General features: G+C 47.0%; 25 protein-coding genes. 14 read left to right on the top strand and 11 right to left on the bottom strand.

Features of this window, described 5'->3' with window-relative positions; all coding sequences use genetic code 11:
* Positions 1-42: 42 nt before the first annotated feature.
* The gene (degS, locus tag L4C35_RS16430; protein WP_428463910.1) at positions 43-1,110 is read left to right on the top strand and encodes an outer membrane-stress sensor serine endopeptidase DegS; all 1,068 of its coding nucleotides are present in this window, start codon (positions 43-45) and stop codon (positions 1,108-1,110) included.
* Between the two features lie 80 nt (positions 1,111-1,190).
* On the opposite strand, the gene murA is transcribed toward degS, so the two are convergent.
* The 7 genes from murA to mlaF are packed head-to-tail and all read right to left on the bottom strand — an operon-like array spanning position 1,191 to position 5,815.
* A complete protein-coding gene (murA, locus tag L4C35_RS16425) occupies positions 1,191-2,447 on the bottom strand; it encodes a UDP-N-acetylglucosamine 1-carboxyvinyltransferase (RefSeq protein ID WP_428463909.1) in 1,257 nt (418 codons plus the stop codon).
* A 9-nt stretch (positions 2,448-2,456) separates the two neighbouring features.
* Positions 2,457-2,711 (bottom strand): BolA family protein, encoded by a 255-nt coding sequence (locus L4C35_RS16420; protein ID WP_048899217.1) that lies wholly within the window; start codon positions 2,709-2,711, stop codon positions 2,457-2,459.
* A 19-nt stretch (positions 2,712-2,730) separates the two neighbouring features.
* Positions 2,731-3,048, bottom strand: coding sequence for an STAS domain-containing protein (locus L4C35_RS16415; protein ID WP_428463908.1), 318 nt, complete (start codon positions 3,046-3,048; stop codon positions 2,731-2,733).
* 5 nt (positions 3,049-3,053) lie between these two features.
* The gene (gene mlaC / locus L4C35_RS16410) at positions 3,054-3,698 is read right to left on the bottom strand and encodes a phospholipid-binding protein MlaC (protein ID WP_428463907.1); all 645 of its coding nucleotides are present in this window, start codon (positions 3,696-3,698) and stop codon (positions 3,054-3,056) included.
* Positions 3,699-3,736: 38 nt separating this feature from the next.
* Positions 3,737-4,213, bottom strand: coding sequence for an outer membrane lipid asymmetry maintenance protein MlaD (gene mlaD, locus L4C35_RS16405; RefSeq protein WP_428463906.1), 477 nt, complete (start codon positions 4,211-4,213; stop codon positions 3,737-3,739).
* 3 nt (positions 4,214-4,216) lie between these two features.
* Positions 4,217-4,993 carry a lipid asymmetry maintenance ABC transporter permease subunit MlaE gene (gene mlaE / locus L4C35_RS16400; protein WP_428463905.1) on the bottom strand — a complete coding sequence of 259 codons (777 nt, stop codon included), beginning with the start codon at positions 4,991-4,993 and terminating at the stop codon, positions 4,217-4,219.
* A gap of 12 nt (positions 4,994-5,005) precedes the next feature.
* Complete coding sequence (gene mlaF, locus L4C35_RS16395) at positions 5,006-5,815, bottom strand: phospholipid ABC transporter ATP-binding protein MlaF (RefSeq protein WP_428463904.1); 810 nt, start codon at positions 5,813-5,815, stop codon at positions 5,006-5,008.
* Positions 5,816-6,199: 384 nt separating this feature from the next.
* Here mlaF and L4C35_RS16390 point away from each other — a divergent pair, with 384 nt between their 5' ends.
* From L4C35_RS16390 to mgtE, 12 genes are all read left to right on the top strand, one after another.
* The gene (locus L4C35_RS16390) at positions 6,200-7,165 is read left to right on the top strand and encodes a calcium/sodium antiporter (protein WP_428463903.1); all 966 of its coding nucleotides are present in this window, start codon (positions 6,200-6,202) and stop codon (positions 7,163-7,165) included.
* Between the two features lie 13 nt (positions 7,166-7,178).
* Positions 7,179-8,150 carry an arabinose-5-phosphate isomerase KdsD gene (kdsD, locus tag L4C35_RS16385; protein WP_428463978.1) on the top strand — a complete coding sequence of 324 codons (972 nt, stop codon included), beginning with the start codon at positions 7,179-7,181 and terminating at the stop codon, positions 8,148-8,150.
* Positions 8,150-8,704 (top strand): 3-deoxy-manno-octulosonate-8-phosphatase KdsC, encoded by a 555-nt coding sequence (gene kdsC / locus L4C35_RS16380; protein ID WP_428463902.1) that lies wholly within the window; start codon positions 8,150-8,152, stop codon positions 8,702-8,704. The genes kdsD and kdsC overlap by 1 nt, the downstream gene beginning before the upstream one ends.
* Positions 8,701-9,264 (top strand): LPS export ABC transporter periplasmic protein LptC, encoded by a 564-nt coding sequence (lptC, locus tag L4C35_RS16375; RefSeq protein ID WP_428463901.1) that lies wholly within the window; start codon positions 8,701-8,703, stop codon positions 9,262-9,264. The genes kdsC and lptC overlap by 4 nt, the downstream gene beginning before the upstream one ends.
* Positions 9,245-9,748 carry a lipopolysaccharide transport periplasmic protein LptA gene (gene lptA, locus L4C35_RS16370; RefSeq protein WP_428463900.1) on the top strand — a complete coding sequence of 168 codons (504 nt, stop codon included), beginning with the start codon at positions 9,245-9,247 and terminating at the stop codon, positions 9,746-9,748. Before lptC ends, lptA begins: the two co-directional genes overlap by 20 nt.
* A gap of 8 nt (positions 9,749-9,756) precedes the next feature.
* On the top strand, positions 9,757-10,482 hold the full coding sequence (lptB, locus tag L4C35_RS16365; protein WP_428463899.1) for an LPS export ABC transporter ATP-binding protein: 726 nt from the start codon (positions 9,757-9,759) through the stop codon (positions 10,480-10,482).
* A 51-nt stretch (positions 10,483-10,533) separates the two neighbouring features.
* Positions 10,534-12,009 carry an RNA polymerase factor sigma-54 gene (locus tag L4C35_RS16360; protein ID WP_428463898.1) on the top strand — a complete coding sequence of 492 codons (1,476 nt, stop codon included), beginning with the start codon at positions 10,534-10,536 and terminating at the stop codon, positions 12,007-12,009.
* Positions 12,010-12,047: 38 nt separating this feature from the next.
* Positions 12,048-12,335 (top strand): ribosome hibernation promoting factor, encoded by a 288-nt coding sequence (gene hpf, locus L4C35_RS16355; protein ID WP_048899209.1) that lies wholly within the window; start codon positions 12,048-12,050, stop codon positions 12,333-12,335.
* Positions 12,336-12,337: 2 nt separating this feature from the next.
* Positions 12,338-12,787 (top strand): PTS IIA-like nitrogen regulatory protein PtsN, encoded by a 450-nt coding sequence (gene ptsN, locus L4C35_RS16350; protein WP_371702768.1) that lies wholly within the window; start codon positions 12,338-12,340, stop codon positions 12,785-12,787.
* A 39-nt stretch (positions 12,788-12,826) separates the two neighbouring features.
* Positions 12,827-13,678, top strand: coding sequence for an RNase adapter RapZ (gene rapZ, locus L4C35_RS16345; RefSeq protein ID WP_428463897.1), 852 nt, complete (start codon positions 12,827-12,829; stop codon positions 13,676-13,678).
* On the top strand, positions 13,675-13,950 hold the full coding sequence (locus L4C35_RS16340; protein ID WP_428463896.1) for an HPr family phosphocarrier protein: 276 nt from the start codon (positions 13,675-13,677) through the stop codon (positions 13,948-13,950). The genes rapZ and L4C35_RS16340 overlap by 4 nt, the downstream gene beginning before the upstream one ends.
* 414 nt (positions 13,951-14,364) lie before the next feature.
* Positions 14,365-15,723: a magnesium transporter gene (gene mgtE / locus L4C35_RS16335; RefSeq protein WP_428463895.1), complete on the top strand. Its 1,359-nt coding sequence runs from the start codon at positions 14,365-14,367 to the stop codon at positions 15,721-15,723.
* 96 nt (positions 15,724-15,819) lie between these two features.
* Here the strand turns inward: mgtE and pmbA are convergent, their stop codons facing one another.
* Positions 15,820-17,163 (bottom strand): metalloprotease PmbA, encoded by a 1,344-nt coding sequence (gene pmbA, locus L4C35_RS16330; RefSeq protein ID WP_428463894.1) that lies wholly within the window; start codon positions 17,161-17,163, stop codon positions 15,820-15,822.
* Between the two features lie 150 nt (positions 17,164-17,313).
* Between pmbA and yjgA the strand changes: the two genes are divergently transcribed.
* Positions 17,314-17,838: a ribosome biogenesis factor YjgA gene (gene yjgA / locus L4C35_RS16325; protein WP_428463893.1), complete on the top strand. Its 525-nt coding sequence runs from the start codon at positions 17,314-17,316 to the stop codon at positions 17,836-17,838.
* A gap of 77 nt (positions 17,839-17,915) precedes the next feature.
* Here yjgA and tldD read toward each other — a convergent pair whose 3' ends face one another.
* The 3 genes from tldD to L4C35_RS16310 form a co-directional block, all read right to left on the bottom strand.
* Positions 17,916-19,364 (bottom strand): metalloprotease TldD, encoded by a 1,449-nt coding sequence (gene tldD / locus L4C35_RS16320; RefSeq protein ID WP_428463892.1) that lies wholly within the window; start codon positions 19,362-19,364, stop codon positions 17,916-17,918.
* 4 nt (positions 19,365-19,368) lie between these two features.
* Complete coding sequence (locus L4C35_RS16315) at positions 19,369-20,214, bottom strand: carbon-nitrogen hydrolase family protein (protein WP_428463891.1); 846 nt, start codon at positions 20,212-20,214, stop codon at positions 19,369-19,371.
* Positions 20,215-20,313: 99 nt separating this feature from the next.
* Positions 20,314-24,234, bottom strand: a complete 3,921-nt coding sequence (locus L4C35_RS16310; protein WP_428463890.1) for a YhdP family protein — start codon at positions 24,232-24,234, stop codon at positions 20,314-20,316.
* Positions 24,235-24,240: the final 6 nt, after the last annotated feature.

The following is a 24,240-nucleotide window of genomic DNA, read 5'->3' as shown; positions in this document are numbered from 1 at the left end:
TCACTGCCATTACTATCAATATGTTAAGTACTGGGAGCCTTGATGCTGGCATTTCTTATTCGCTCGATAGCCCTTGGGGTTGTTACAGCCATCGCCTTGCTTGTGGCCATTCCTAGCTTACGTACACAGATGTTTGCTCCTTCTGTCAGCCTTTCTGACAATCCGCCGATCAATGCCGCCCAGCTTTCTTTTAATTTTGCGGTACGCCGCGCTTCACCAGCTGTCGTTAACATTTATAACCGTCGTTATAATGCTGAAGCACAACTAAAACTCAGTACTCAAGGGCTTGGCTCTGGGGTTATCATGAGCGATAAAGGCTATATCGTTACCAATTACCACGTGGTCGCAGAAGCTGACCAAGTCATTGTCGCGCTGCAAGATGGTCGCCTTTTTACTGCGCAATTAATCGGTAAAGATCGTCGTACTGACTTAGCGGTATTAAAGGTGCAAGCTGAAAACTTACCTGTCATTCCGACCAACTCCAAATATAACCCTGCCGTTGGTGATGTGGTACTGGCAATAGGTAATCCCTATAACTTAGGTCAAACGACAACCTACGGCATTATTTCGGCCACAGGACGTTCAGGCATGAGTTTTTATGGCCGCCAAGACTTCCTACAAACCGATGCCGCCATTAATAACGGTAACTCAGGGGGAGCGCTGGTTAATACCCGCGGGGAGTTAGTCGGTATCAATACGGCTTCCTTTCAGCAAGCCACTGACATTGAGACTTATGGTATCTCTTTTGCCATTCCTTATGAGTTGACCCATAAGATCATGGATAAACTGATTGCTGATGGTCGTGTTATTCGCGGCTATATCGGTATTGATGGTCGAGAGATTAACCCTGTGATGGCACGTCTCTACGATGCAGAGCAGATTAATGGCGTAATCGTCATGGGAATGGATCCAAATGGTCCTGCGCAACGAGCGGGCTTTAAGGTGCAAGACATTATCTTAGAGATCAATGATAAGCCGGTGACAGGCAAGCGAAACGTACAAGATATTGTCACGGATTTACGCCCAGGGACCAGCGCAAAGGTCAAAGTGCTGCGTAACGGAGAGCCCGTCTTTATTGATGTATTGATCGGTGACGACCCAACGGAGTAACTGAGGTTACTGATAGCACCCAAACAAAAAAGCCTCGCAATTTAAAGTGCGAGGCTTTTTAGTCAGAAACTCAGGATAAATTAGCCATCGATACGTTCGATGTTCATGCCAAGACCGCTGAATTTCTCTTCAATGTGTTCGTAACCACGATCGATGTGGTAAATACGATCAACAATTGTCTCACCTTCCGCGATACTACCCGCAATCACTAGGCTTGCTGATGCTCGTAGATCCGTGGCCATCACTTGTGCGCCGCTTAAACCGTCGGTATCACCGCAAATTACGGTGTTACCTTCAATCTCTGCATGTGCGCCCATACGAATTAGCTCTGGGATATGCATGAAACGGTTTTCAAAAATCGTTTCAGTGATAATACCTGTGCCTTTCGCAACAAGGTTTAGCAACGAGAACTGTGCTTGCATATCGGTTGGGAAGCCTGGGTGTGGCGCTGTGCGAATGTTAACGGCTTTCAGCTCACGATCTGTCATGTCCAGACTGATCCAGTCTTCACCCGTTTCAATTGCCGCACCCGCTTCTTCTAACTTCGCTAACGCCGCTTCCATCAAAGACGGACGCGTGTTACGACATAGGATCTTACCACCCGATACCGCTGCCGCCACTAAGAAGGTACCCGTTTCAATGCGATCAGGCACTACACGGTGGTAACCACCACCTAGACGCTCAACACCTTCAATCGTGATGGTATCGGTGCCTGCACCCGTCACTTTCGCGCCCAGTGCATTCAAGAAATCAGCGGTATCAACAATTTCAGGTTCACGCGCTGCGTTCTCGATGATCGTTGTGCCTTCAGCAAGGGTGGCCGCAGACATAATCGTTACGGTAGCGCCAACACTGACTTTATCCATCACGATGTGAGCACCTTTCAGGCGACCATCAACGCTGGCTTTTACATAGCCCTCTTCTAGCGTAATGCTAGCGCCAAGCTGCTCAAGGCCGCTGATATGCAAGTCAACTGGACGCGCACCGATGGCACAGCCACCAGGCAGTGATACTTGACCTTGACCAAAACGTGCCACCAATGGACCTAATGCCCAGATAGAAGCGCGCATGGTTTTCACTAAATCATACGGCGCACAAAACTCGTTAACGCCGCTAGCATCAACATGGACCGAACCATTACGTGATACTTTCGCGCCTAAACGGCTCAGCAATTCCATTGTGGTGTCGATATCGCGCAATTTAGGCACGTTCGCCACTTCAACAGGGCCTTCTGCTAATAGCGCAGAAAACAAAATCGGCAATGCTGCATTCTTAGCACCAGAAATGGAGACTTCGCCACTTAATGGGCCACCGCCCTGGATTCGAAACTTCTGCATCATAACCTCTTACAGTGACATCAGTTTTTTGTCACGCGCCCACTCTTCAGGCGTGAACGTTTTAATGCTCAACGCATGAATTTCATTCGCCGAAATTTGAGCCATAAGCGGCGCATAAATTGACTGCTGTTTTTTCACACGGTTCATACCTTCGAACATTGCGCCAACAGCAATCACTTCGTAGTGACTACCGTCGCCTTTGACGATGACTTCATCAAGTTCTAAGGCATTTTCAAGAAGTTGTTTAATTTCAGAGATTTCCACAAGCTATCCTCTTTGCTGCTCAGGCGATATTGGCAGCGAATAATGAATCCACATGGCTTAGGCGAAGCAAGGTGCTAAGTTGTTCCGGCATCTTACATAGCGTCAATTGACCGCCAGATTGTTCGATGTGCTGGCATAGATGCAACAGCATCACCATGCCGGCAGAATCAACCCGCTCAAGTGCTGACAAATCAAGTGTTACTGCTTTTTGCTGAGGCAGCCACTCTTCTCTTTGTCGCCAAAATGTCGAGACTGTGTCACGTTCTAAGCGACCTGACAAGCAATAATGACCATCTGTGATCATTTGCCATTTTACTTCAGTATGGGCACTCGACATGGCCATTACTTATCGGTTTCGCGGCGAATAGGCTTCGCTGCTAATGTTTTCAGCGTGTTAGTAACCGCTTCCACACCTTCGGTGCGTAATTGGCCACTCCACTCACTTTGTTTGGTCGAGATCATGCTGACACCTTCTGCCACCATATCGTAACCTTGCCATTCGTTGGTTTTCTTATTTTTACGCAATTTGAAGTCCAATCGAATCGGTGGACGCTGCTTATCAATAATATCCACCCGCACCGAGACAATCGTACGATCTGCAGGTACAGCCTTAGCAGGTTCAATTCGAATTTGTTGATCCGTGTATTGCGTCAGCACTTGCGCATAAGACGCCACTAAGTACTCCGTAAAAGCATCAACAAACGCATTACGTTGCACTTTGGTGGTTTTTTTTAATTGTGGGCCTAATACTTTATAAGCGGCATAACGACTATTCACATACGGTAAGAGTTCTTGCTGCACCACTACGCGTAAATGTTCAGGATTTTGATTGATCCTTGCTTGCTCGGCTTTCAAACGATCGAACATGGTGGTTGAAACCACCGCCATCATTTTGTACGGATCGGTTTTATCCACCACGGGGGCAGCGATTGCGCTGGTGAGCGTTAGTAATACACCTAACGCACTGATCACTAAAGATCGTATCATTGTTCTTTACTCCTTAGTCTAGCTCGTTTCGGTATAGGTTACTTTTTATCACCGCCGATGCTATACAGCACCTGCCCGATCATATCTTCTAATACTAGGGCCGATTTTGTATCTTCAATCAAATCGCCATTACCTAGCATTTCAATGTCATCATCCACAAAGCCAGGGCTCAAACCGATATACTGCTCACCCAGCAAACCCGATGTCAAAATAGCCGCGGAGCTGGTTTCAGGAAAGTAGCCAAATTGCTTATCTATCGATAAAACAACGGTAGGGATATAACTTTCACTGTCTAATGTAATACTGCTCACCTGACCGACAGTTACCCCACCGACTTTAATTGGAGAACGGACCTTTAAGCCGCCAATATTGTCGAAATGCGCGCTCAATGTATACGTATCTCGGCTGCCAATGCTTTTCACATCTGCGACCTGAAAAACAAGAATTAACAACGCAATAATGCCTGCTAATACAAAAGAGCCTACCCATAGTTCTGTTTTTTTTGTCTGCTGCATCTGTTAATTCCCAAACATAAGCGCGGTCAGTACAAAGTCTAGCCCCAATACCGCCAGTGATGAGTTCACTACGGTGCGAGTCGTGGCTTGACTAATGCCTTCTGAAGTAGGTACGGCATCGTACCCGTTAAATACGGCAATCCAAGTCACGGTAATCGCGAAAAAGACTGACTTAATAATGCTATTGCCGATGTCGTAACCCAGCTCAACAGATGACTGCATCACAGACCAAAAACTGCCGTAGTCAATGCCTTTCCAATCAACACCAACCAGCTGCCCGCCCCAAATACCAATAGCTGCAAACATCATGGCAAGTAACGGCATAGAAATAACACCGGCCCAAAAGCGTGGCGCAATCACACGACGAAGCGGATCGACCGCCATCATCTCCATGCTAGAAAGTTGCTCTGTGGTCTTCATCAAGCCAATCTCGGCCGTTAATGCCGAGCCAGCACGACCTGCAAACAAAAGGGCTGTTACCACAGGCCCAAGTTCACGTAACAACGACAAGGCCACCATTTGGCCAAGACTGGTTTCTGCGCCAAAATCCACCAGCACGATATAGCCTTGTAAGCTCAATACCATGCCGATAAATAAGCCCGAGACTAAGATGATAGCAATAGAGCGCACACCCACTGAGTACAACTGAGCCAATAACAATGGCCACATTTTTCGTGGCTGAGGTTTACAGCATATCGCGCCGAACAGCATCAAGCTTGCTCGCCCAACGGCAGCACATTTATCTAAGGTGAATCGTCCGAGACGGCGAATCCATTCCATGTTTAATACGGCCTAGGATTGTGAAGAAAAAAGATCGTCAGCCAGTGGCTGAGCAGGATACTGGAACGGCACAGGGCCATCGGCATCCCCATCAAGAAACTGACGAATTTGAGGATCTGGGTTCGCCCGTAATTCACTCGGGCTACCACTGCCAATGATTTTACCGCCAGAGAGTAAATAGACTTTATCGGCAATACTCATTACTTCAGGCACATCGTGCGATACGATAACCGCAGTCACACCCAGCGCCTGATTCATATCTCGAATCAGTTTAACCAGTACGCCCATGGTGATCGGATCTTGGCCGACAAAGGGCTCGTCGTACATGATGAGTTCTGGGTCTAAGGCAATCGCACGCGCTAACGCAGCCCGTCGCGCCATACCACCTGATAACTCATTCGGCATCAATTGCGCGGCACCACGTAAACCCACAGCTTCCAATTTCAGCAGTACCAAAGTCCGTAACAAATCATCGGGTAAATCCGTATGTTCACGCAATGGAAAAGCAATATTGTCAAACACCGTCATATCGGTAAACAAGGCACCAGATTGAAACAGCATGCTCATACGCTTACGGACTTGGTACAGTTGTGTACGATTAAGCTCAGGAATATTATGGCCATCAAACAATATCTCGCCACTGTCGGGGGCTAACTGTCCGCCGATCAAACGCAGTAAGGTCGTTTTACCAATTCCTGACGGCCCCATGATGGCGGTTATTTTCCCTTTCGGCACATCAATACTGACATTATCGAAAATTCGGCGCTCACCACGCATGAAGATCATGTTGTTAATTGTCACAAGCGAGTTGGTCGGCTCCATAACATTCCTGTTGATCATTGCTATTCGCGCTAGCGGCTCACTGATACCGTTTCATTACTTTAACAATAAGTAACAAAATAAGATAAGCGACAGATAATAATAAAGATAATACATGCAACTCAAGGAAATAACTGTCAGTTTCCCGTTATTTCCTCGTAAAGCGAGGGTCAGAACAGTCGAGATTCACTAAGATGAGGAGCACGAACGTTCATAAAGGCCGATTCCACCAGGGCCTTTATCTCATAAATTTAGCGCTCATTCACACCCTGCTTTATACAATCACATTAAATTCGACGTGTTTATCCTTCCCTTTTGAGTTGCTAAACGTCAAAATTGCCCTCTTAACTAATGCTCACAATCAATTTGAATTAGAAAGGGATAACAATGCTTGAAGCCATTGTCTTACTTTGTATCGGTTTAACTCTTCTGGTGTGGAGTGCTGACCGCCTTGTTTTTGGTGCTGCGGCACTGGCTAAAAACTTTGGTGTAGCACCTCTTATCATCGGTATGACCATTCTTGCGATGGGATCGTCAGCCCCTGAAATGATGGTGTCAGCCACAGCGGCACTCGCAGGAAAAACAGATACTGCAGTAGGCAACGTACTGGGTTCAAATATTGCCAATATCGCCCTTATCATCGGCCTGACCGCAATTATCAAACCATTAGGTATCAGCTCAGGTATCATTCGTCGAGAGCTACCCTTAATGCTGGGTGTGACGCTTGTTGCTGGCGCACTGTTATGGGATAGCCATTTGGGCTTCCACGAAGGCGTATTATTGGTGGTTTTGTTTGTCCTGTTCTTATTTGCCATGTTTAAGATCAGCCAAAAAGCCAAAGCAGAAGGTGATGTTCTGGCAGATGAGCAAGAATCTGAAATTCCTGATGGTGTTAGCAATACCGCGGCAGGCATTTGGATTGTTATCGGTCTAGTACTGCTACTTTATTCTTCCGATATGGTGGTTGAATCTGCTGTTATCATCGCCAAATATTTTGGCATGAGCGATCTGGTGATTGGTTTAACCATCATTGCAATTGGTACCAGCCTACCTGAGCTGGCCGCATCTATCGCCAGTATCTTCAAAGGTGAAGATGACATGGCGGTGGGTAACATTATCGGTTCTAACGTTTTCAATATTCTTGCTGTTATGGGTATCCCTGGTTTACTGAACCCATCGGTACTGAGTCCACTGGCGATGGGCCGAGATTTCTACGTCATGCTGGCAGTTTCCGTCTTACTTATGCTAATGGCACTAGGAAAGCGTCGTCGAATCAATCGTGTAGAGGGTGGTATACTTCTTTGCTGCTTTATCGCCTATCAGGCATATCTGTTTTATAATGTTGCAGGTTAATGGAGAGTAAATGATGTCGCACCTGTTTGATTTTTGCACCCATGGTCGCAAAGTGATGGAAACTGAAATCGATGCCCTGCAAAACATTCAGCAATATATTAATAGCGAATTTGCTGCTGCCTGTGAGTTAATTTATCAATGCCAAGGCAAGGTTATTGTCATGGGGATGGGTAAATCAGGTCATATTGGCAACAAGATTGCGGCCACATTTGCAAGTACAGGTACGCCTGCTTTCTTTGTTCACCCAGGCGAAGCCAGCCACGGCGATCTGGGCATGATCAAAAAAGATGATGTGGTATTAGCCATCTCGAACTCAGGCGAAGCCTCTGAGATCATGGCGCTGCTACCTGTTATCAAGCGTCTTGGTATTCCCTTGATCAGCATGACGGGTAAACCTGAATCAAGCATGGCAAAATTTGCTCAGATCCACCTGCAAATTACCGTCGAAAAAGAAGCTTGTCCGCTGAACTTAGCACCAACGTCCAGCACAACCGCCACCTTAGTGATGGGTGATGCGTTGGCGATTGCGGTGATGGAAGCGCGAGGTTTTACTGCTGACGACTTCGCCCTGTCTCACCCAGGTGGTGCGCTGGGTCGCAAACTGTTAATGCGCATTAGCGATGTGATGCACCAAGGCGACTTGCTGCCTATCGTTAATGAAGAAGCCACAATTAAAGATGCTCTGCTTGAAGTCTCTCGCAAAGGCTTGGGCATGACCGCCATTATTGACAATACTGAACGGCTGACCGGGATTTTCACTGACGGTGATCTCCGTCGCCTGCTCGACAACCGTGCTGATATTCATAACACCAGCATAGGTGATGTGATGACACGCAACCCATCAACCATTTCGCCAAATCTGCTGGCGGCAGAAGGCTTAAAAATAATGGAAGATAGGAAAATTAACGGCTTGCTTGTCACTGAAGATAACCGTTTAGTGGGGGCATTGAACATGCATGACCTACTGAAAGCTGGAGTCATGTAATGGCACAAATCGAAACTATTTACGGTCCTGTCTGTCAAAACGTATATCAGCAAGCGAAACACATTCGCCTGCTGATTTGCGATGTGGATGGGGTGTTTTCCGATGGCCGTATCTATATGGGTAACGATGGTGAAGAATTAAAAACCTTCCACACCCGCGATGGTTATGGCATTAAGTCGTTAATGAACGCGGGCATTGAGATCGCCATTATCACTGGGCGTAAATCCGCCATTGTTGAAAACCGTATGTCAGCGTTAGGCATTAAGCACATCTACCAAGGCCAAGATAATAAACTGGCCGCTTATGCTGATATCTACAAAAATTTACATATTGCGCCAGAGCATACGGCCTACATAGGCGATGATCTGATCGATTGGCCAGTAATGGAAAAAATTGGACTTTCTGTGTGTGTCGCAGATGGCCATCCACTACTCGCTCGACGCGCTGATTTCGTCACACGAATCCAAGGTGGCTACGGCGCTGTACGTGAAGTCTGTGACCTTATCCTTGAAGCGAAAGGCGAACTCGATAAACATAAAGGCTTAAGTATATGACCTTACATAAGCTACTCTATACACTCGCCTTTGCAGTGTGTGTATCGGCTGGCTTTTACTTGATCAATGGGTATTGGCAAGCTGATGTTCAAGTCAAACCTGACGATGAAAAGCCAATATTCACCGGCAGTATTGTGACGAGCACCGCGCATAATGAAAGCGGTATTCGCAGCTATCAAGTCGATTCTGAGTACCTTGAACACTTTAAGAAAAGCGGCGACACGGATTTCGTAAAACCTGTGTTATGGCTGTTTAAAGAAGGAACAGAAACCGAGTGGCGCATTAGTTCTAACGATGCAACACTCGATCAAGACCAGATCTTATACATGAAAGGCAACGTTCGGATTTTTAATTTACTGCCAGATTCAACCCTGAAAGTGATTCAAACCGATAACCTACGCATTGATCTGGTTAGTAAAGATTTTGATACCCCTGACCACGTCGTTATGACGGGTGATGCTTTCATTAACGAAGGCGATGGTATGACAGGGAATATGGATCGCAGTGTTGCGACCCTACTCAACAACGTGAAAGGTAGATATGAATCTATTCAAAATTAGTACCCTACTTTGCCTTTGTATCAGTACATCGAGCTGGGCACTGAGTGACGATACCGAGCAACCAATTTACATTGATTCGGATACGCAAAATCTCGATATTCAAAACAATATCGTGACCTTCACGGGTAATGTAATTTTACGCCAAGGTAGTATCGACATTCGTGCTGATAAAGTTGTGGTAACACGACCTAAAGGGCAAGAAGGTCAAGAGGTGATTGATGCCTATGGTAAGCCTGCGACCTTCCATCAAATCATGGATGACGGCAAGCCTATCGACGGTGAGTCGCTCGAAATGCGCTACCTCACTGCCACTGAATTTTTGAAGATGACACATGAAGCGCTATTGATCCAAGATGGCAGTGAAATCCGCGGTAAAGTGATCACTTACAAAATCGATGAACAAAAGCTGGCAGCGCAAAGTGGTGACAAAAAACGTGTAACCACCATCTTGCAGCCGAACCAGTTAAACTCGAATAAGAAATAAGCACGTCTATGGCAACCTTAAAAGCAGCACATCTCGCAAAAAGCTACAATGGCCGCAAAGTCGTGTCGGATGTAAGCCTTGAAGTAAAGTCTGGTGAAATTGTGGGTCTACTGGGCCCCAATGGCGCAGGTAAAACAACATCGTTTTACATGATCGTCGGCCTCGTTGCGCGTGATGAAGGCACCATCAGTATTGATGATACCGATATCAGCTTGCAGCCAATGCACAACCGATCTCGCATGGGGATCGGCTATCTGCCACAAGAAGCTTCTATCTTTCGTCGCTTAAGTGTGCACGATAACCTGATGGCGGTTTTGCAAACCCGTAAGGAATTAAGCCGCGAAGAACGCCAAGACAAATTGGAAGAATTATTGGATGAATTCAACATACAGCACATACGCAACAGCTTAGGTATGGCATTATCAGGGGGCGAACGCCGCCGTGTTGAAATTGCTCGAGCACTTGCTGCTAACCCAAAATTCATTTTACTCGATGAGCCTTTTGCCGGTGTTGACCCTATATCTGTGATCGACATCAAAAAAATCATTGAGCATTTACGTGATCGTGGCCTAGGCGTACTGATCACCGACCATAATGTTCGTGAAACTCTCGACGTTTGTGAACATGCCTACATTGTTAGTCAGGGACAATTGATTGCGCACGGCTCGCCAACCGACGTTCTAAACGATGAACATGTAAAACGTGTTTATCTGGGCGACCAGTTCCGTCTATAGTTAGTAGTAGATCGGCACGCACAACAATAACGACAAGGTGCATTGATACCCATGAAAACCTCGCTCCAGCTTAAGCTAGGCCAACAACTTGCAATGACGCCGCAACTGCAGCAAGCCATTCGCTTACTGCAGCTTTCGACTTTGGATCTACAACAAGAGATCCAAGAAGCCTTAGATGCGAACCCATTGTTAGAGCTGGAAGAAAGCGAACATAATGCCGATGACAAATCGTCTGATAACAACGACATTGAGGTATCAGCGCAAGACAACAGTAGCCAAGACTCAGAACCAGAGCCCTTTGATACCTCCGAAGTGATCGAACAACGTGAAATGCCTGAAGACTTACCTGTCGATACCACTTGGGAAGATGTGTACAGCGCCGGCACAGGAAGCACAGGGATCAGCATGGATGACGACATGCCCGTCTACCAAGGTGAGACTACCGAATCCCTGCAAGACTACCTGATGTGGCAAGTTCAGCTCACTCCGTTCAGCGAAACGGACTTGGCCATTGCCACGGCGATTATCGATGCCATTGACGATAAAGGGTACCTAACCTGCTCAGCTGACGATATCTTAGAGAGCTTAGGGGTCGATGAAATCGAGCTCGATGAAGTGGAAGCGGTACTCAAACGCGTACAGCAATTTGACCCACTCGGGGTTGCCTCGCGTAATCTGCAAGAGTGCCTCCTGCTTCAATTAGCGACCTACCCTGAAGACACGCCTTGGCTGGCTGAAGCCAAACATATACTGGAGCATCACATCGGCTTACTCGGTAACCGAGATTACCGTCAGCTGATGCGTGATACCAAGTTAAAAGAGCCAGAATTAAAAGCCGTGATGCAATTGATCCACGGCTTAGACCCACGTCCTGGTAACCTCGTGATTTCATCTGAGACCGAGTATGTCGTACCGGATGTCTCTGTATTTAAAGATCACGGCAAATGGGTGGTTACGATCAACCCAGATAGCGTACCTCGCATTAAAGTCAACGAGCAGTACGCGGCATTAAGCAAAAACACCCGTAACAGTGCCGATAGCCAATTTATTCGTACCCATCTTCAAGATGCGAAGTGGCTCATAAAAAGCTTAGAAAGCCGTAACGAAACCTTGTTAAAAGTGGCACGATGCATTGTAGAGCATCAACAAGATTTCTTTGAGTATGGCGAAGAAGCCATGAAGCCTATGGTGCTCAACGATATCGCGTTAGACGTTGATATGCATGAGTCCACCATCTCTCGGGTTACCACCCAGAAATACATGCACACCCCACGTGGCATTTTTGAATTGAAATATTTCTTCTCAAGCCATGTGAGCACGGATAACGGCGGCGAGTGTTCGTCAACGGCCATCCGCGCATTAGTCAAGAAACTGGTTGCCGCTGAAAACCAAGCGAAACCATTAAGTGATAGTAAGATTGCTACATTATTGGCGGAACAAGGCATCATGGTTGCGCGACGTACCATCGCGAAATACCGTGAATCCCTTGGGATCCCACCATCGAACCAACGTAAACGTTTGATATAGCCTTAATGGTTCAAACGCCCAACAGAAGGAAGATGTCTATGCAAATCAATCTCACAGGACACCATGTGGAAGTTACGGATTCTATGCGTGACTATGTAAACACTAAGTTTGAAAAGCTTGAACGTTTCTTTGACAAAATTAATAATGTCCATGTGATTTTAAATGTAGAAAAATTGCAGCAAGTGGCAGAAGCGACTTTGCACATAAATAATGGCGAAATTCACGCCAAAGCGGATTCAGAAGATATGTATGCCGCGATCGATGCGTTGACCGATAAACTCGTACGTCAATTAAATAAACATAAAGATAAACTCAATAGCCATTAATCATGCAACTGAGATCGGTATTGAGCCTGGACTGCACTAAAAGTGCAGTCCACTGCTCTAGCAAAAAACGCGCTCTAGAAATCATCAGCGAAATCGCTGCAGATCACTTAGACCAGAATCCCCAGCCTCTGTTCGAGTGTATGCTCAATAGAGAAAAAATGGGCAGCACCGGCATAGGTAATGGCATTGCTATACCTCATGGCCGGATCACACAAAGCGATGAGGCTATCGCTATCTTGATCCAGTGTGATAACCCTATCGAATTTGATGCTATCGACAATCAACCCGTCGATCTTCTCTTTGCCCTACTCGTCCCAGACGCACAGTGTAAAGAGCATCTCAAAACCCTATCAAGCATGGCGGAAAAGCTCAGCAATAAGCAGGTATGTAAGCAATTACGTACGGCAAAGTCTGATCAAGAGCTTTATCAAATCATGACCAATGACTCATAATGAGTGTAACCCTTCCACGTTGTTTGAGGTAATTCAGCCATGATGTTAATGGTCGTAAGTGGGCGCTCGGGCTCAGGGAAATCTGTGGCATTACGGGTACTCGAAGATCTTGGGTACTACTGTGTCGATAACCTACCTGTTAATTTGCTGCCACAATTCATCAAAACGGTGGAAAACAACCAGCAAGATATTGCCGTCAGTATTGATGTCCGCAATATGCCGACTCAATCAGGTGAAATCCAAAAAATCCTGTCATCTCTCAGCAGTCAACTTGATGTCAATGTGATGTTCTTGGATGCCGATGACAAAGAGCTGGTAAAACGCTACAGCGAAACACGTCGTCTACACCCACTCTCGCGCAACAACATGAGCTTGGAACAAGCAATTCAATCTGAAAGCGCTATCCTATCCGATCTCAAAGAACATGCTGACTTAGTCATAGATACCACCAAACAATCAATCCACGACCTCAGTGAAACAGTACGTTCACGCGTACTTGGCCGCGAAAACCGTGAATTAATCATGGTATTTGAGTCATTTGGCTTTAAACACGGTTTACCCACCGATGCCGACTATGTGTTTGATGTCCGCTTTCTGCCTAACCCACACTGGGTGCCAGAGCTCAAACCACAAACCGGACTCGACTTAGGTGTGAAAGAATTTTTATCCAGTCACCCTGAAGTTAACCAATTAACCAATCAAATCCGCAATTTCATCGAGACCTGGTTACCCCTGCTGGAAAAAAACAACCGCAGCTACTTAACCATCGCTATCGGCTGTACGGGTGGACAACACCGCTCCGTGTATGTTGCCCAACAGTTAGCCGAGCACTTCATCCATGCTGGGCAACAAGTTCAAATTCGCCACCGCACACTGGAAGGTTTAATATGACCGAACTTTCTCGTGATGTGTTTATTAAAAACCGCTTAGGGCTTCACGCTCGGGCGGCAATAAAATTGGTTGAATTAGCACAAAGTTTTGCCGCAACAGTGACCATCAGTAACCATGAAAAACAAGCCACCGCGGATAGTGTCATGGGTCTCTTAATGCTGGAATCTGCCCAAGGCCAACAAATTACAGTCAGCGCTGAAGGTAACGATGCCGAGCTTGCCCTTGAAGCTGTTATTACCTTAATTGAAGCGGGTTTTGACGAAGAAAGTTAATTATGACGAGGATGCTGATCTCAGTACTTATGTCAGCATCCTCAGTAAACTTGCGGCTAAATTGCCACTTATTGCGTACTACTTCCCAACTCCCGATACCGTCCTTTCCCTCTCCCAAATGAAATTTCATCGAACTCTCAAATCTGGTGAGACAACAGCCGCATTATTGCGTTAAAATTCAGCTTATTGCGTTTATGCTGAATCGTCATGTTTTGGGCTATCCATTTCGTCCAATAACACAGGCACTCATGCATAATCAAACAGAGCAGCACCAACCTTCATCGGTGGTATCAGCTGTTCGGTATTCTTTCCATCTGACCAATCTTCTGGCACCTTTTACTCTGCGCTCCTCATGGCCGAGCTAATCACTTTTATCCAGAGAATTGCTCAGATGGCACAACCGAGTTTGTATCTATGGCGGATCTACTAGAGCAAGACAACACCCACCAAACCTTACAAGAAGTGAACAAGGCCTTAGAAAATGGCATGTTTGTTCACGTTCGCCGCCTGTTGCAAGACATGGAACCGGAAGATATTGCCCACCTGTTAGAGGCCTCACCGCCGAAAGAACGTCAGGTACTGTGGCAATTAACCGATCCTGAAGAGCAAGGTGAGATCCTTGATGAGCTATCTGAAGATGTAAAAGATGGCATCGTCTCGCAAATGGCACCCGAGAAACTGGCGGCCGTTACCGAAGGCATGGAAAGTGATGATGTCGCTTACGTCCTTCGTAGTCTACCTGACGAGCGCTACCAAGAAGTTTTGGCGCAGATGGATGCCACCGATCGGCATCGGGTAGAAAAGGCGCTGGCTTACCCAGAAGACAGTGCTGGCGGTATGATGAGTACCGACTTTATCACTATTCGTGGTGATGTGACGCCCGATGTGGTTTTGCGTTACTTGCGGATGCGCGGTGAACTGCCTGAAGCGACCGATGCCCTGTATGTCGTCGATGAGAATGAATATCTCATCGGTCATATTTCACTGGCAACACTGGTTACTACCCAGCCTGACATTGAAATACGCGAAGTCATGGACGACTCCGATGAGGCGATCCCAGTCGATATGGATGACAGTGAAATAGCCACGCTCTTTGAACGTCGTAACTGGCTCTCGGCGCCTGTTGTTGATAGTAACAATCACCTTGTTGGTCGTATCACTATCGATGACGTGGTTGATATCATTCGTGAAGATGCTGAGCACTCCATGATGAGTATGGCGGGTATGGATGATGAAGAAGATACCTTTGCCCCAGTGATGAAATCTGCTCGTAGCCGTAGTATTTGGCTCGGGGTCAACGTACTGGCAGCGCTTGCTGCAGCCTCTGTGTCTAACATGTTCGAAGCAACATTAGATAAAATGGCCGCGATTGCCGTCCTGATGACAATTGTACCGTCGATGGGGGGGGTTGCCGGTAACCAGACCGTTGCCCTCGTGATCCGTGGTTTAGCGGTTGGTCATATCGGGGATTCAAACACCCGCTGGCTATTGAGTAAAGAAGCACGGGTTGGCTTAATTAACGGCCTCTTGTGGGCACTGATCATCGGTGGTGTCGTCGTCCTCTGGAAAGGCGATATTATACTCGGCGCTATCATTGCTGGTGCCATGCTGACCAACTTGATCATTGCCGGTGTGGCTGGGGTATGTATCCCTGTTATGCTCAAAAAATTCAATATCGACCCCGCCTTGGCCGGCGGAATGGCATTAACGACCATCACCGATATTGTCGGTCTGTCCGTGTTCTTAGGCCTCGCGACTATCTTCTTGGTATAAAGACGCTGTAGTTCAAAGGCAAATCAGAGACATAAAAAAACCGAGGCGCTAGCGTCTCGGTTTTTTATTCAATCTAAAAAGATGCTGGCGAATGGCTTATTCGCCAGCGATCTTCATGGTATCTAACAAAATAGAGCCCGTTTGGATCTGGCTACGCATCTCAGTATCGGTACCAATCGCGACAATATTTTTCATCATGTCTTTTAAGTTACCCGCGATGGTAATTTCACTGACTGGGTATTGGATTTCACCATTTTCAACCCAGAAACCCGCCGCGCCACGAGAATAATCACCCGTGATGATATTCACGCCTTGGCCCATCAGTTCGGTTACCAATAAACCACGGCCCATCTTCTTCAACATTTGCTCAAAGCTTTCACCGGTCGAGTTAACCATCCAGTTATGAATCCCCCCCGCATGACCTGTTGGTTGCATTTTCAACTTACGCGCTGCGTAGCTGGTCATCAAGTAGGTTTGCAAGCAGCCATCGGTAATAATTTCACGATCGCACGTTGCCAAGCCTTCACTATCAAACGGGGTACTCGCCATGCCACGTAAGATGTGTGGACGCTCGCTGATGTTCATCCACTCTGGATAGATTTGCTCACCCAACTGATCGAGTAAGAAAGACGATTTACGGTATAGGTTAGAACCACTGATCCCCATGACAAGGTGACCAAATAAACCTGTCGCAATATCAGCGGCAAACATGATCGGCGCTTCACGGGTTGTTAGCTTTTGGGCATCAACACGACCAACAGTACGTTCAGCAGCATGTTGACCCACACGCTCAGGAGTCCAGAGCTCAGAAGCAACACGGGCAGAGGTGTAACTGTAATCACGCTCCATCTCACCGTTTTTGCCTTGCGCAATCACACAGCAGCTGGTGCTATGGCGGCTAGAGGCATAACTTGCCAGCATCCCATGGCTGTTACCATAGACACGAACCCCGTAATGGCTATCGTAACTTGCGCCATCACTTTGTTTAATTCGAGGGTCAAACTCTAGCGCAGCTTGTTCCGCTGCAATCGCAATGGCCGCCGCGCTATCGGGTTCTGGTTCATCAGGGTGGAATAGATCTAAATCAGGGATATCACGCGCCATCAGCTCTTCAGGGCCTGGGCCTGCAAAAGGGTCTTCTGAGGTATAACGCGCGATGTCTAATGCTGCGGCAACTGTCTGGGCAATAGCATTCTCACTCAAGTCAGAGGTTGATGCGCTACCTTTGCGTTGACCACGATAAACCGTGATGCCAAGTGCACCATCACTATTAAATTCAACATTTTCCACCTCACACATACGGGTAGAAACACTAATACCTGTTGTTTTATTAATAGCAACTTCTGCCGCGTCAGCTTGCTGCCCGGCAAGCTCTAATGCTTTAGCAACCGCAGCTTCCAGCTCAACACGCTGTTGTGCGACTTGTTCTCTCACGTCCATAATTTCACTTATTGTTATGCTGATATAATTAGAATAACACTCTAGTGCGCTAATTTGCGCCCAAATTTGTGTTTAAACTGATAAAATAAAAGCATTACCACCAAACCGACATCGATGCGGTTTGTCATTTGCAGGTTAGTGAGCCCTTTTATGAGCCGTAAAAATCAAAAAGCCCCTTGGGAACCAGAAGAAGAGATCATCTGGGTAAGTAAAAGCGAGATGAAACGTGACATGGAAGCGTTGCAAAAACTAGGGGAAGAGTTAGCCAACTTAACGCCTAATGCACTAGCAAAAGTACCGCTAGATGAAGATATGCTGTCAGCAATCAAAGATGCACAACGCTTTAAAAATGAAGCGCGTCGTCGTCAGCTGCAGTACATTGGTAAGCAAATGCGCTCAATCGATCTTGAGCCAATCCAAACAGCATTGGATAAGCTTAACAACAAACACTCGCAAACAACGGTTGAACTGAAAAAGCTTGAGCAAAAACGTGATAAATTAATCACCAACGGCGACAGCATGATCAATGCGATTTTAGTTGACCACCCAGATGCTGACCGTCAGCGTCTACGCCAACTTGTTCGCCAAGCGAATAAAGAAAAAGCACAGGAAAAACCCGCGAAAGCATACCGCGAAATTTTCCAGTACTTGAAAGAGCTGTACATGAGCAACTAATACCCAGTATTTAGACGCTTACTAAAACGCCAGCATCACAGCTGGCGTTTTTGTTTTTATGATGACGTCAATACAGATTAGTCTGTACCACCTACCGTCATCGAATCAATTTTCAACGTTGGCTGACCCACGCCAACAGGCACGCTTTGGCCCGCTTTACCACACACGCCAACACCACGGTCGATATCAAGGTCATTACCCACCATCGACACTTGCTGCATTGCTTCAATACCACTACCGATCAAGGTTGCCCCTTTGATTGGGCGAGTGATCTTACCGTTTTCAATCAAGTAAGCTTCTGACGCTGAGAACACGAACTTACCCGAGGTAATATCAACCTGACCACCACCAAAGTTAGGTGCGTAAATTCCTTTCTTCACACTCGAAATAATTTCTTCACGTGAATGTTCACCTGGCAGCATGTAGGTATTGGTCATACGTGGCATCGGCAGATGCGCATAAGACTCACGACGACCGTTACCCGTTGGTGCCACCCCCATCAGACGGGCATTCAACTTGTCTTGCATGTAGCCTTTTAGCTTACCGCCTTCGATCAAGACATTGTATTGACCTGGAACACCTTCATCATCCACATTTAATGAACCACGGCGATCGGCCAAAGTGCCATCATCAACAATCGTACACAGCGATGACGTTACTTGCTCGCCCATCTGACCAGAGAAGACTGACGATTCTTTACGGTTAAAATCACCTTCTAAACCATGACCTACCGCTTCGTGTAATAACACACCAGGCCAGCCAGCTCCCAAGACCACAGGCATAGTGCCCGCAGGTGCCGCTTCTGCATCTAAGTTAACCAAGGCCTGACGAATCGCTTCGTCGGCAAAATTAAGGGCTACCGTTTTACCGTTCGCTTCTTCTTGGACAAAGAATTCGTAACCATAGCGACCACCGCCGCCTGCGCTACCACGTTCACGTTTATCACCACGCTCGACTAGTACACTGATCGACAAACGCACTAACGGGCGAATATCGGCTGCGTAAGTACCATCTAATGCAGCAACCAGCATTTGCTCGTACACACCATTGATGCTGACAGACACCTCAGTTACCAAAGGCTCTTTACTGCGAATATAGGCATCGATTTCTTCAAGTAGTGCGATCTTTTGGTGCTTATCAAAACTTGATAGCGGATCAATCGCAGCATAAATGGTAGGCGCTTCAACCGTAGAAAAGGCTTGAACCTTACCACTGGTGCCTTTACGGGCAATCCCACGCGCTGCTTTTGCACTTTGCGTTAAAGCGAGCTCGTTAATTTGATCCGAGTAAGCAAAGCCTGTTTTCTCACCAGCAACAGCACGCACACCCACACCACGGTCGATATTGAAAGAGCCATCTTTAATGATGCTATCTTCTAATACTAAAGACTCATGCCAGCAGGACTGAAAATAAATATCAGCATAGTCAACATCTCTCGTCGCAATTTGCCCAAGAATACGTTGAAGGTCGTCACGCCCAATCCCTGATTGATCCAGCATGGTGTTTTCTACAGTTTTTAGCGTCATCTACTCAGCTCTTATCGTTGCGCTGATGCACTGCAAATCTTGCATGCTGCATCACCGGCATATTTGTTCTTATAGTGTGGCTTAATTTCAAATCAATGTCTGCGGTTAGTACCCCAGTCCCTTGCGCTTGGCATGCCACTGTCTGCCCCCAAGGATCAATAATCATCGAATGGCCCCATGTTTCTCGGCCATCAAAGTGCTCACCTGACTGCGCTGCTGCAATCAACCAGCACTGGTTTTCTATCGCGCGGGCGCGTAGTAATACATCCCAATGTGCCGAACCCGTAACACGGGTAAATGCGGCAGGCACCACAATAATATCGGCACCTTTAGCACGAAGTTCGTTATAAAGCTGCGGAAAGCGTACATCATAACAAATAGAGAGGCCAATCTGACCAAAAGGCGTAGCAACCACAACGGTATCCGTACCGGCTTGGAAGGTATCAGACTCACGGTAACTGTGATGCTTGTCTTCGATCTCAACATCGAACATGTGCATTTTATTATAGTGGGCAACCAGCACGCCTTTATCGCTATAAAGTAAAGCTGTACTGGTCATCGCACCATCAGACTGACGAATCGGAAAAGAACCGATCAGTAACCAGATCCCTAACTTTTCCGCCATTTGCGCCACTGCAAGCTGCAAAGGGCCATCACCAAGCGCTTCAGCATGATGATGGTAATCCTCACGGCTACCAAAAATCAGGGCATTTTCCGGTGTAACCACCAAGCGAGCACCTTGCAGTTGCAGTCCTTTCAATTTCTTTTTCAGCTTAGTCAGATTCACTTCAGGGTCGCGGCCTGAGTTCATTTGCACTACGCCCACTTTATTCGTCATGCTCTTCATCATTCTAACTCCTTGAATGACTAGTAATACCAATGCCATTAATTAGATTACAGTGCGCCAGACTCAGATGGATAGCAAGACACACTGCATCGTTTTATACGCTTATTTACTTTCGCCCTTACCCATAGATTCAGGTACCACGAACTCACCGGTAAAGCGTGATTTCTCCGACACAATAGGCGCATCGATTGGCCCTTTGATCTGGTAGTTGATCTGGGTGAATACATCAACCACAGGGGCTAATGCAGTCGAAATAGCCAAGACGTACAAGGCCGTTGGCGGTGCGATGGCAAAAGCCGTCAGCACGGGAATACCCGAGGTCAAATCAGGGTTAAACCGGACTCGCGCATCAACCGTTTCATCCACTAAGTTGGCTTTACCCTGGATAAACATATCACCCGCTAATGCCTTCATCTTAATATCATCAGTAGTAAATATGCCGTTATCTAACTTACCCGAGCCTCGGATGTAATCAAAGGCTAGACCATTATCAAACACGCCTGAAAAATCGAGCTGCATTTTACGAATAATCGAATCGATACTGAATAACCCCAGTAATCGACCCGCGCCGCCCACATTGCTGATAAACCCTTTGCCCGTTTCGGTTTTTATTTCACCCGATAGAGTCTCACGGTGCATTGACCACGGTGCACCTTGCCACTGAATCGAGGCATAGCTGCTGAACGAGGCGTCTTCAACACCACCAGAGATACCAAAGCGTCCCATCAAGTCTGAGCTGTTTTCGCCGTCAATATCAAAAGCAACATGGGTTTCATTCTGGCCGTTTGCTAAGGTCCAGTGTCCGTCAAGACTGAGTGATGTCACCCCAGAATCGACTTGCAAGTTTTGTAGCACCAAAGTGGCTTCATCATGGCTCAGCTGGCCCGACACCTTGCCTAAGCGGTAGCCCTGTAGCCAAGCATCCTTTATCGTCAGATCCATATCTGGCATATTTTTCATCATGCTCTGATCAAACGAGGTAGCTAAAGGAATATCGCTTTGCGGGACATATTTATCCGTCGGTAAATCCTCTTCAATTCGCTCCAACATCGGCAAATTGACATGTATTTTATCCATCACTACATTCAGTGGCTTGCCTTGAGGCCAAAACGCTTCACCCGTTGCCTCGCGGCTGCCTAAAATAAAGTGCCACTGTTTACGGCTATCACGGGCTGCTAGCGCGACATCATGCCAGTCTAGTGTCGCCAAACTTAAGCGCTTAAGCTGCACGTTCACCCGTGTCGGTAACGGTAGCTCAGGAAATGCAGAAGGGGACGATACTTGGCTATTGCTCGCCGTTGGCGCGTCATACCGTTCAATTACCTCGTTAGCGAGATCAACCCAACGGTCACCATCCACATAGTCACTGTTAACATTAACAATATGGGTATGCTTACCTAATGGACGTAACTGACTCCCTCCAACAGCAAGGTAGCTTGATGCTAATGTTAAGCGTGGCTTGGTCAGAGCTAAGCGTGTGCGGTACTTCACATCAGGCAATAACAGATCAGCCGTTAATTCATCACCATTACCTTTTACCTGTAAGCGCGCAGGTTGTGCTGAGCGCTTATTGGGGAGCTCAAGCGGATATGGCAGATCACTTGAGAGCCCGGTTAATGGCGCAGTGACACCCACTTGGTAATTAAAACCAGTGTCATGCAGACTCACCCCGATATCAGCCTGCCAGCGACTGTGCCCTTTCACGTGTGCCAGTAATGGGTCTTTAATTTGAGCTTGAAGAGGCGCCATTTCCCAGTCACCTTTCACGCCAATATCAACTTGATAGACTGTGTCTAAACTCTTACCGTCGAAGCCAATATCTACCGTTTGGTCCAGTAATTGCCCACTCAACCCTTTTGCTGCAATCACATCATTATCAAAGGTGATCTTGCCACTCACCTGCGATAACCCAATCGGCGGCGCATCAATCAGCACATCATTATTCGCTAAGGTTGCCGCCCCCCACGCACGAACATCACTGCCATCAAAGGGGATATCCAGCTTGAAATCAGAGGTCACAGGCCCCGACACTTGCACCGTCGATAACGCCGCACCGACGGAGTCGACTAAGGGCGTTGCCATCATATAGTCACGAACATCTTCCCCTTCCGCTGCAACAGCAACGTCTAGCTCCAAGCTACCATTTTCACTCAGTTCAGAGCGCCCAGTCACACGTTTTGCTGTCGCCCCCATGGTTTTGGCATGACGCGAATCAAGGTACATGAAATCATTTTCAAACAAGAGATCAAGCTGAAGGTCAGTCAGCTCTGGCCATTCAGTATCAAAGCTAAATTTGGCATTTTTTAGCGGTACTTTGGCTTGAAAGATCCCGTCATGCTTGGTGTAGGGGAAATCTTGTAGATCGCCATACCATAGCAGTTGCGCCCCTTTTGCCTGCCCACCACGAATCGCCGCTGACAGATAATCGGTCAACTCTCGGCCTAACGATAGTGTCGGTAAATAGCGCCATGTTTCACCGACTTCATACGCTGAGGCTTCGCCATAGAAGGATAACCAACTTGGTTTATCCGCAGGGAAATCAATCCGAAATTCACCATTCACGGCTAAATGCGGTGTCGTGACTTTTAAACTGTCGCTCCAGAGTCGCCAACCCGCATCACTCACTTGCCAATAAGCCGTTACATCACCACTTTCAATCGGCAACGGCGCTTGGAATACATCGCCATAAGGCAACATATCGTTCTGCACACTTAAAATAGCTCGGCCTGAGTGTAAGTCACCATTAATGCTGGCATTTAGTTTATGCACCTCAGGGATCAGCTCCCATTGCTTGATGCCAAACTGCTCCAGCTTTAAAGAAAAGCGCGGTGAGTCATCATTCACTTGTGCAACTCGTACATCACTGACAAAACCAGAAGGAGAAAGCTTTCGTAATACATTGATAGCTTCATCATCCGGTAAAAAAGCCATCAGTGGCTGCAAATGATCGAGTTTGATGGTGTTAACCGCGATCTGCCATTTATCGGCCTGCCACTCAGCTGCCAGGTTTAATGCAGGCCAGCTTGCCCCATCCGTTTGCCAAGCCATGGCGTTGGTATTAACACGCCATGACAATGAACCATCACTTTCACGAAAAGGCTCAACTCGAATGATCCCGTTTTTAATGCCAATTTGATGAGGGTGTTTTTGCTGCTGCCACGATAGTGCGCTATCGGTTAATTGAATCTGACCATTGGTGACATCGCCATTTTGTAATGACAGCCATAGCTCCGCATTCACTTCACTATTGGTGATATCAACACCACTGGTTAACTGCTTGCGTAACCACGGCGTAAACGACAGTTTTTTACCCTTGGCATAGATCTGGCCAGACAGCGATTCAAGATCACCTTGCTCAGATAAATTAACACTGACATCAAGCTCACTTAAATGGGTACCAACAATACTCACCACCCCTTCTGCGCGGTGATTACCTTGGTTATTCGCCCATTTAAGTTGATTAATATCGATTTGGACAATTTCACCCGACGGGGTCCAAGTGGTTACTTTGGCATCTTTCAACACAAAGTTACCCAGACGAACAAAGAATACCTGCTCCAACTGCTGAGCAATCGACTGTTTTTCCTGTTCACCCGCCTCAGACGCGGCTTCAGGCACATCGAGCGTATTCGGATTTAAACTTGGGATTTGGGTAAGATCAACGGCAAGATCATGAATACTGACATTTTTAAAGACAGGGCGTAACTGGAATGCAGAGCGCCATAAATCAAAGCGTACTTCGACATCCCCCACTTTCACCAAAGAGGGGCTGATATCTGACGATCCAACACTGATCCCTTGCAGCATTAAAGAAGGGCCAAAGGTGCGCCAATGCCCTTCAACCTGCTCAATTTGCAGATCCATATCGACCTGCGCAGAAACCCACTGACGAATGGGTTCGCGATATTCGTTAAGCTGAGGAAGAAGAAGACGTAAACCACTAACAGCAATCGAAGCCAGTACCAACAATGTCAGTACCAGCCACATCATTCCTCTCGCCAGACGAACGGTAACGTTTGTCACGCAGAG

The organism is Photobacterium kagoshimensis (assembly GCF_050337045.1).
In the GTDB taxonomy this organism is placed as follows: Bacteria; Pseudomonadota; Gammaproteobacteria; order Enterobacterales; family Vibrionaceae; genus Photobacterium; species Photobacterium kagoshimensis.
This window is presented reverse-complemented; position numbering and strand designations above follow the sequence as displayed.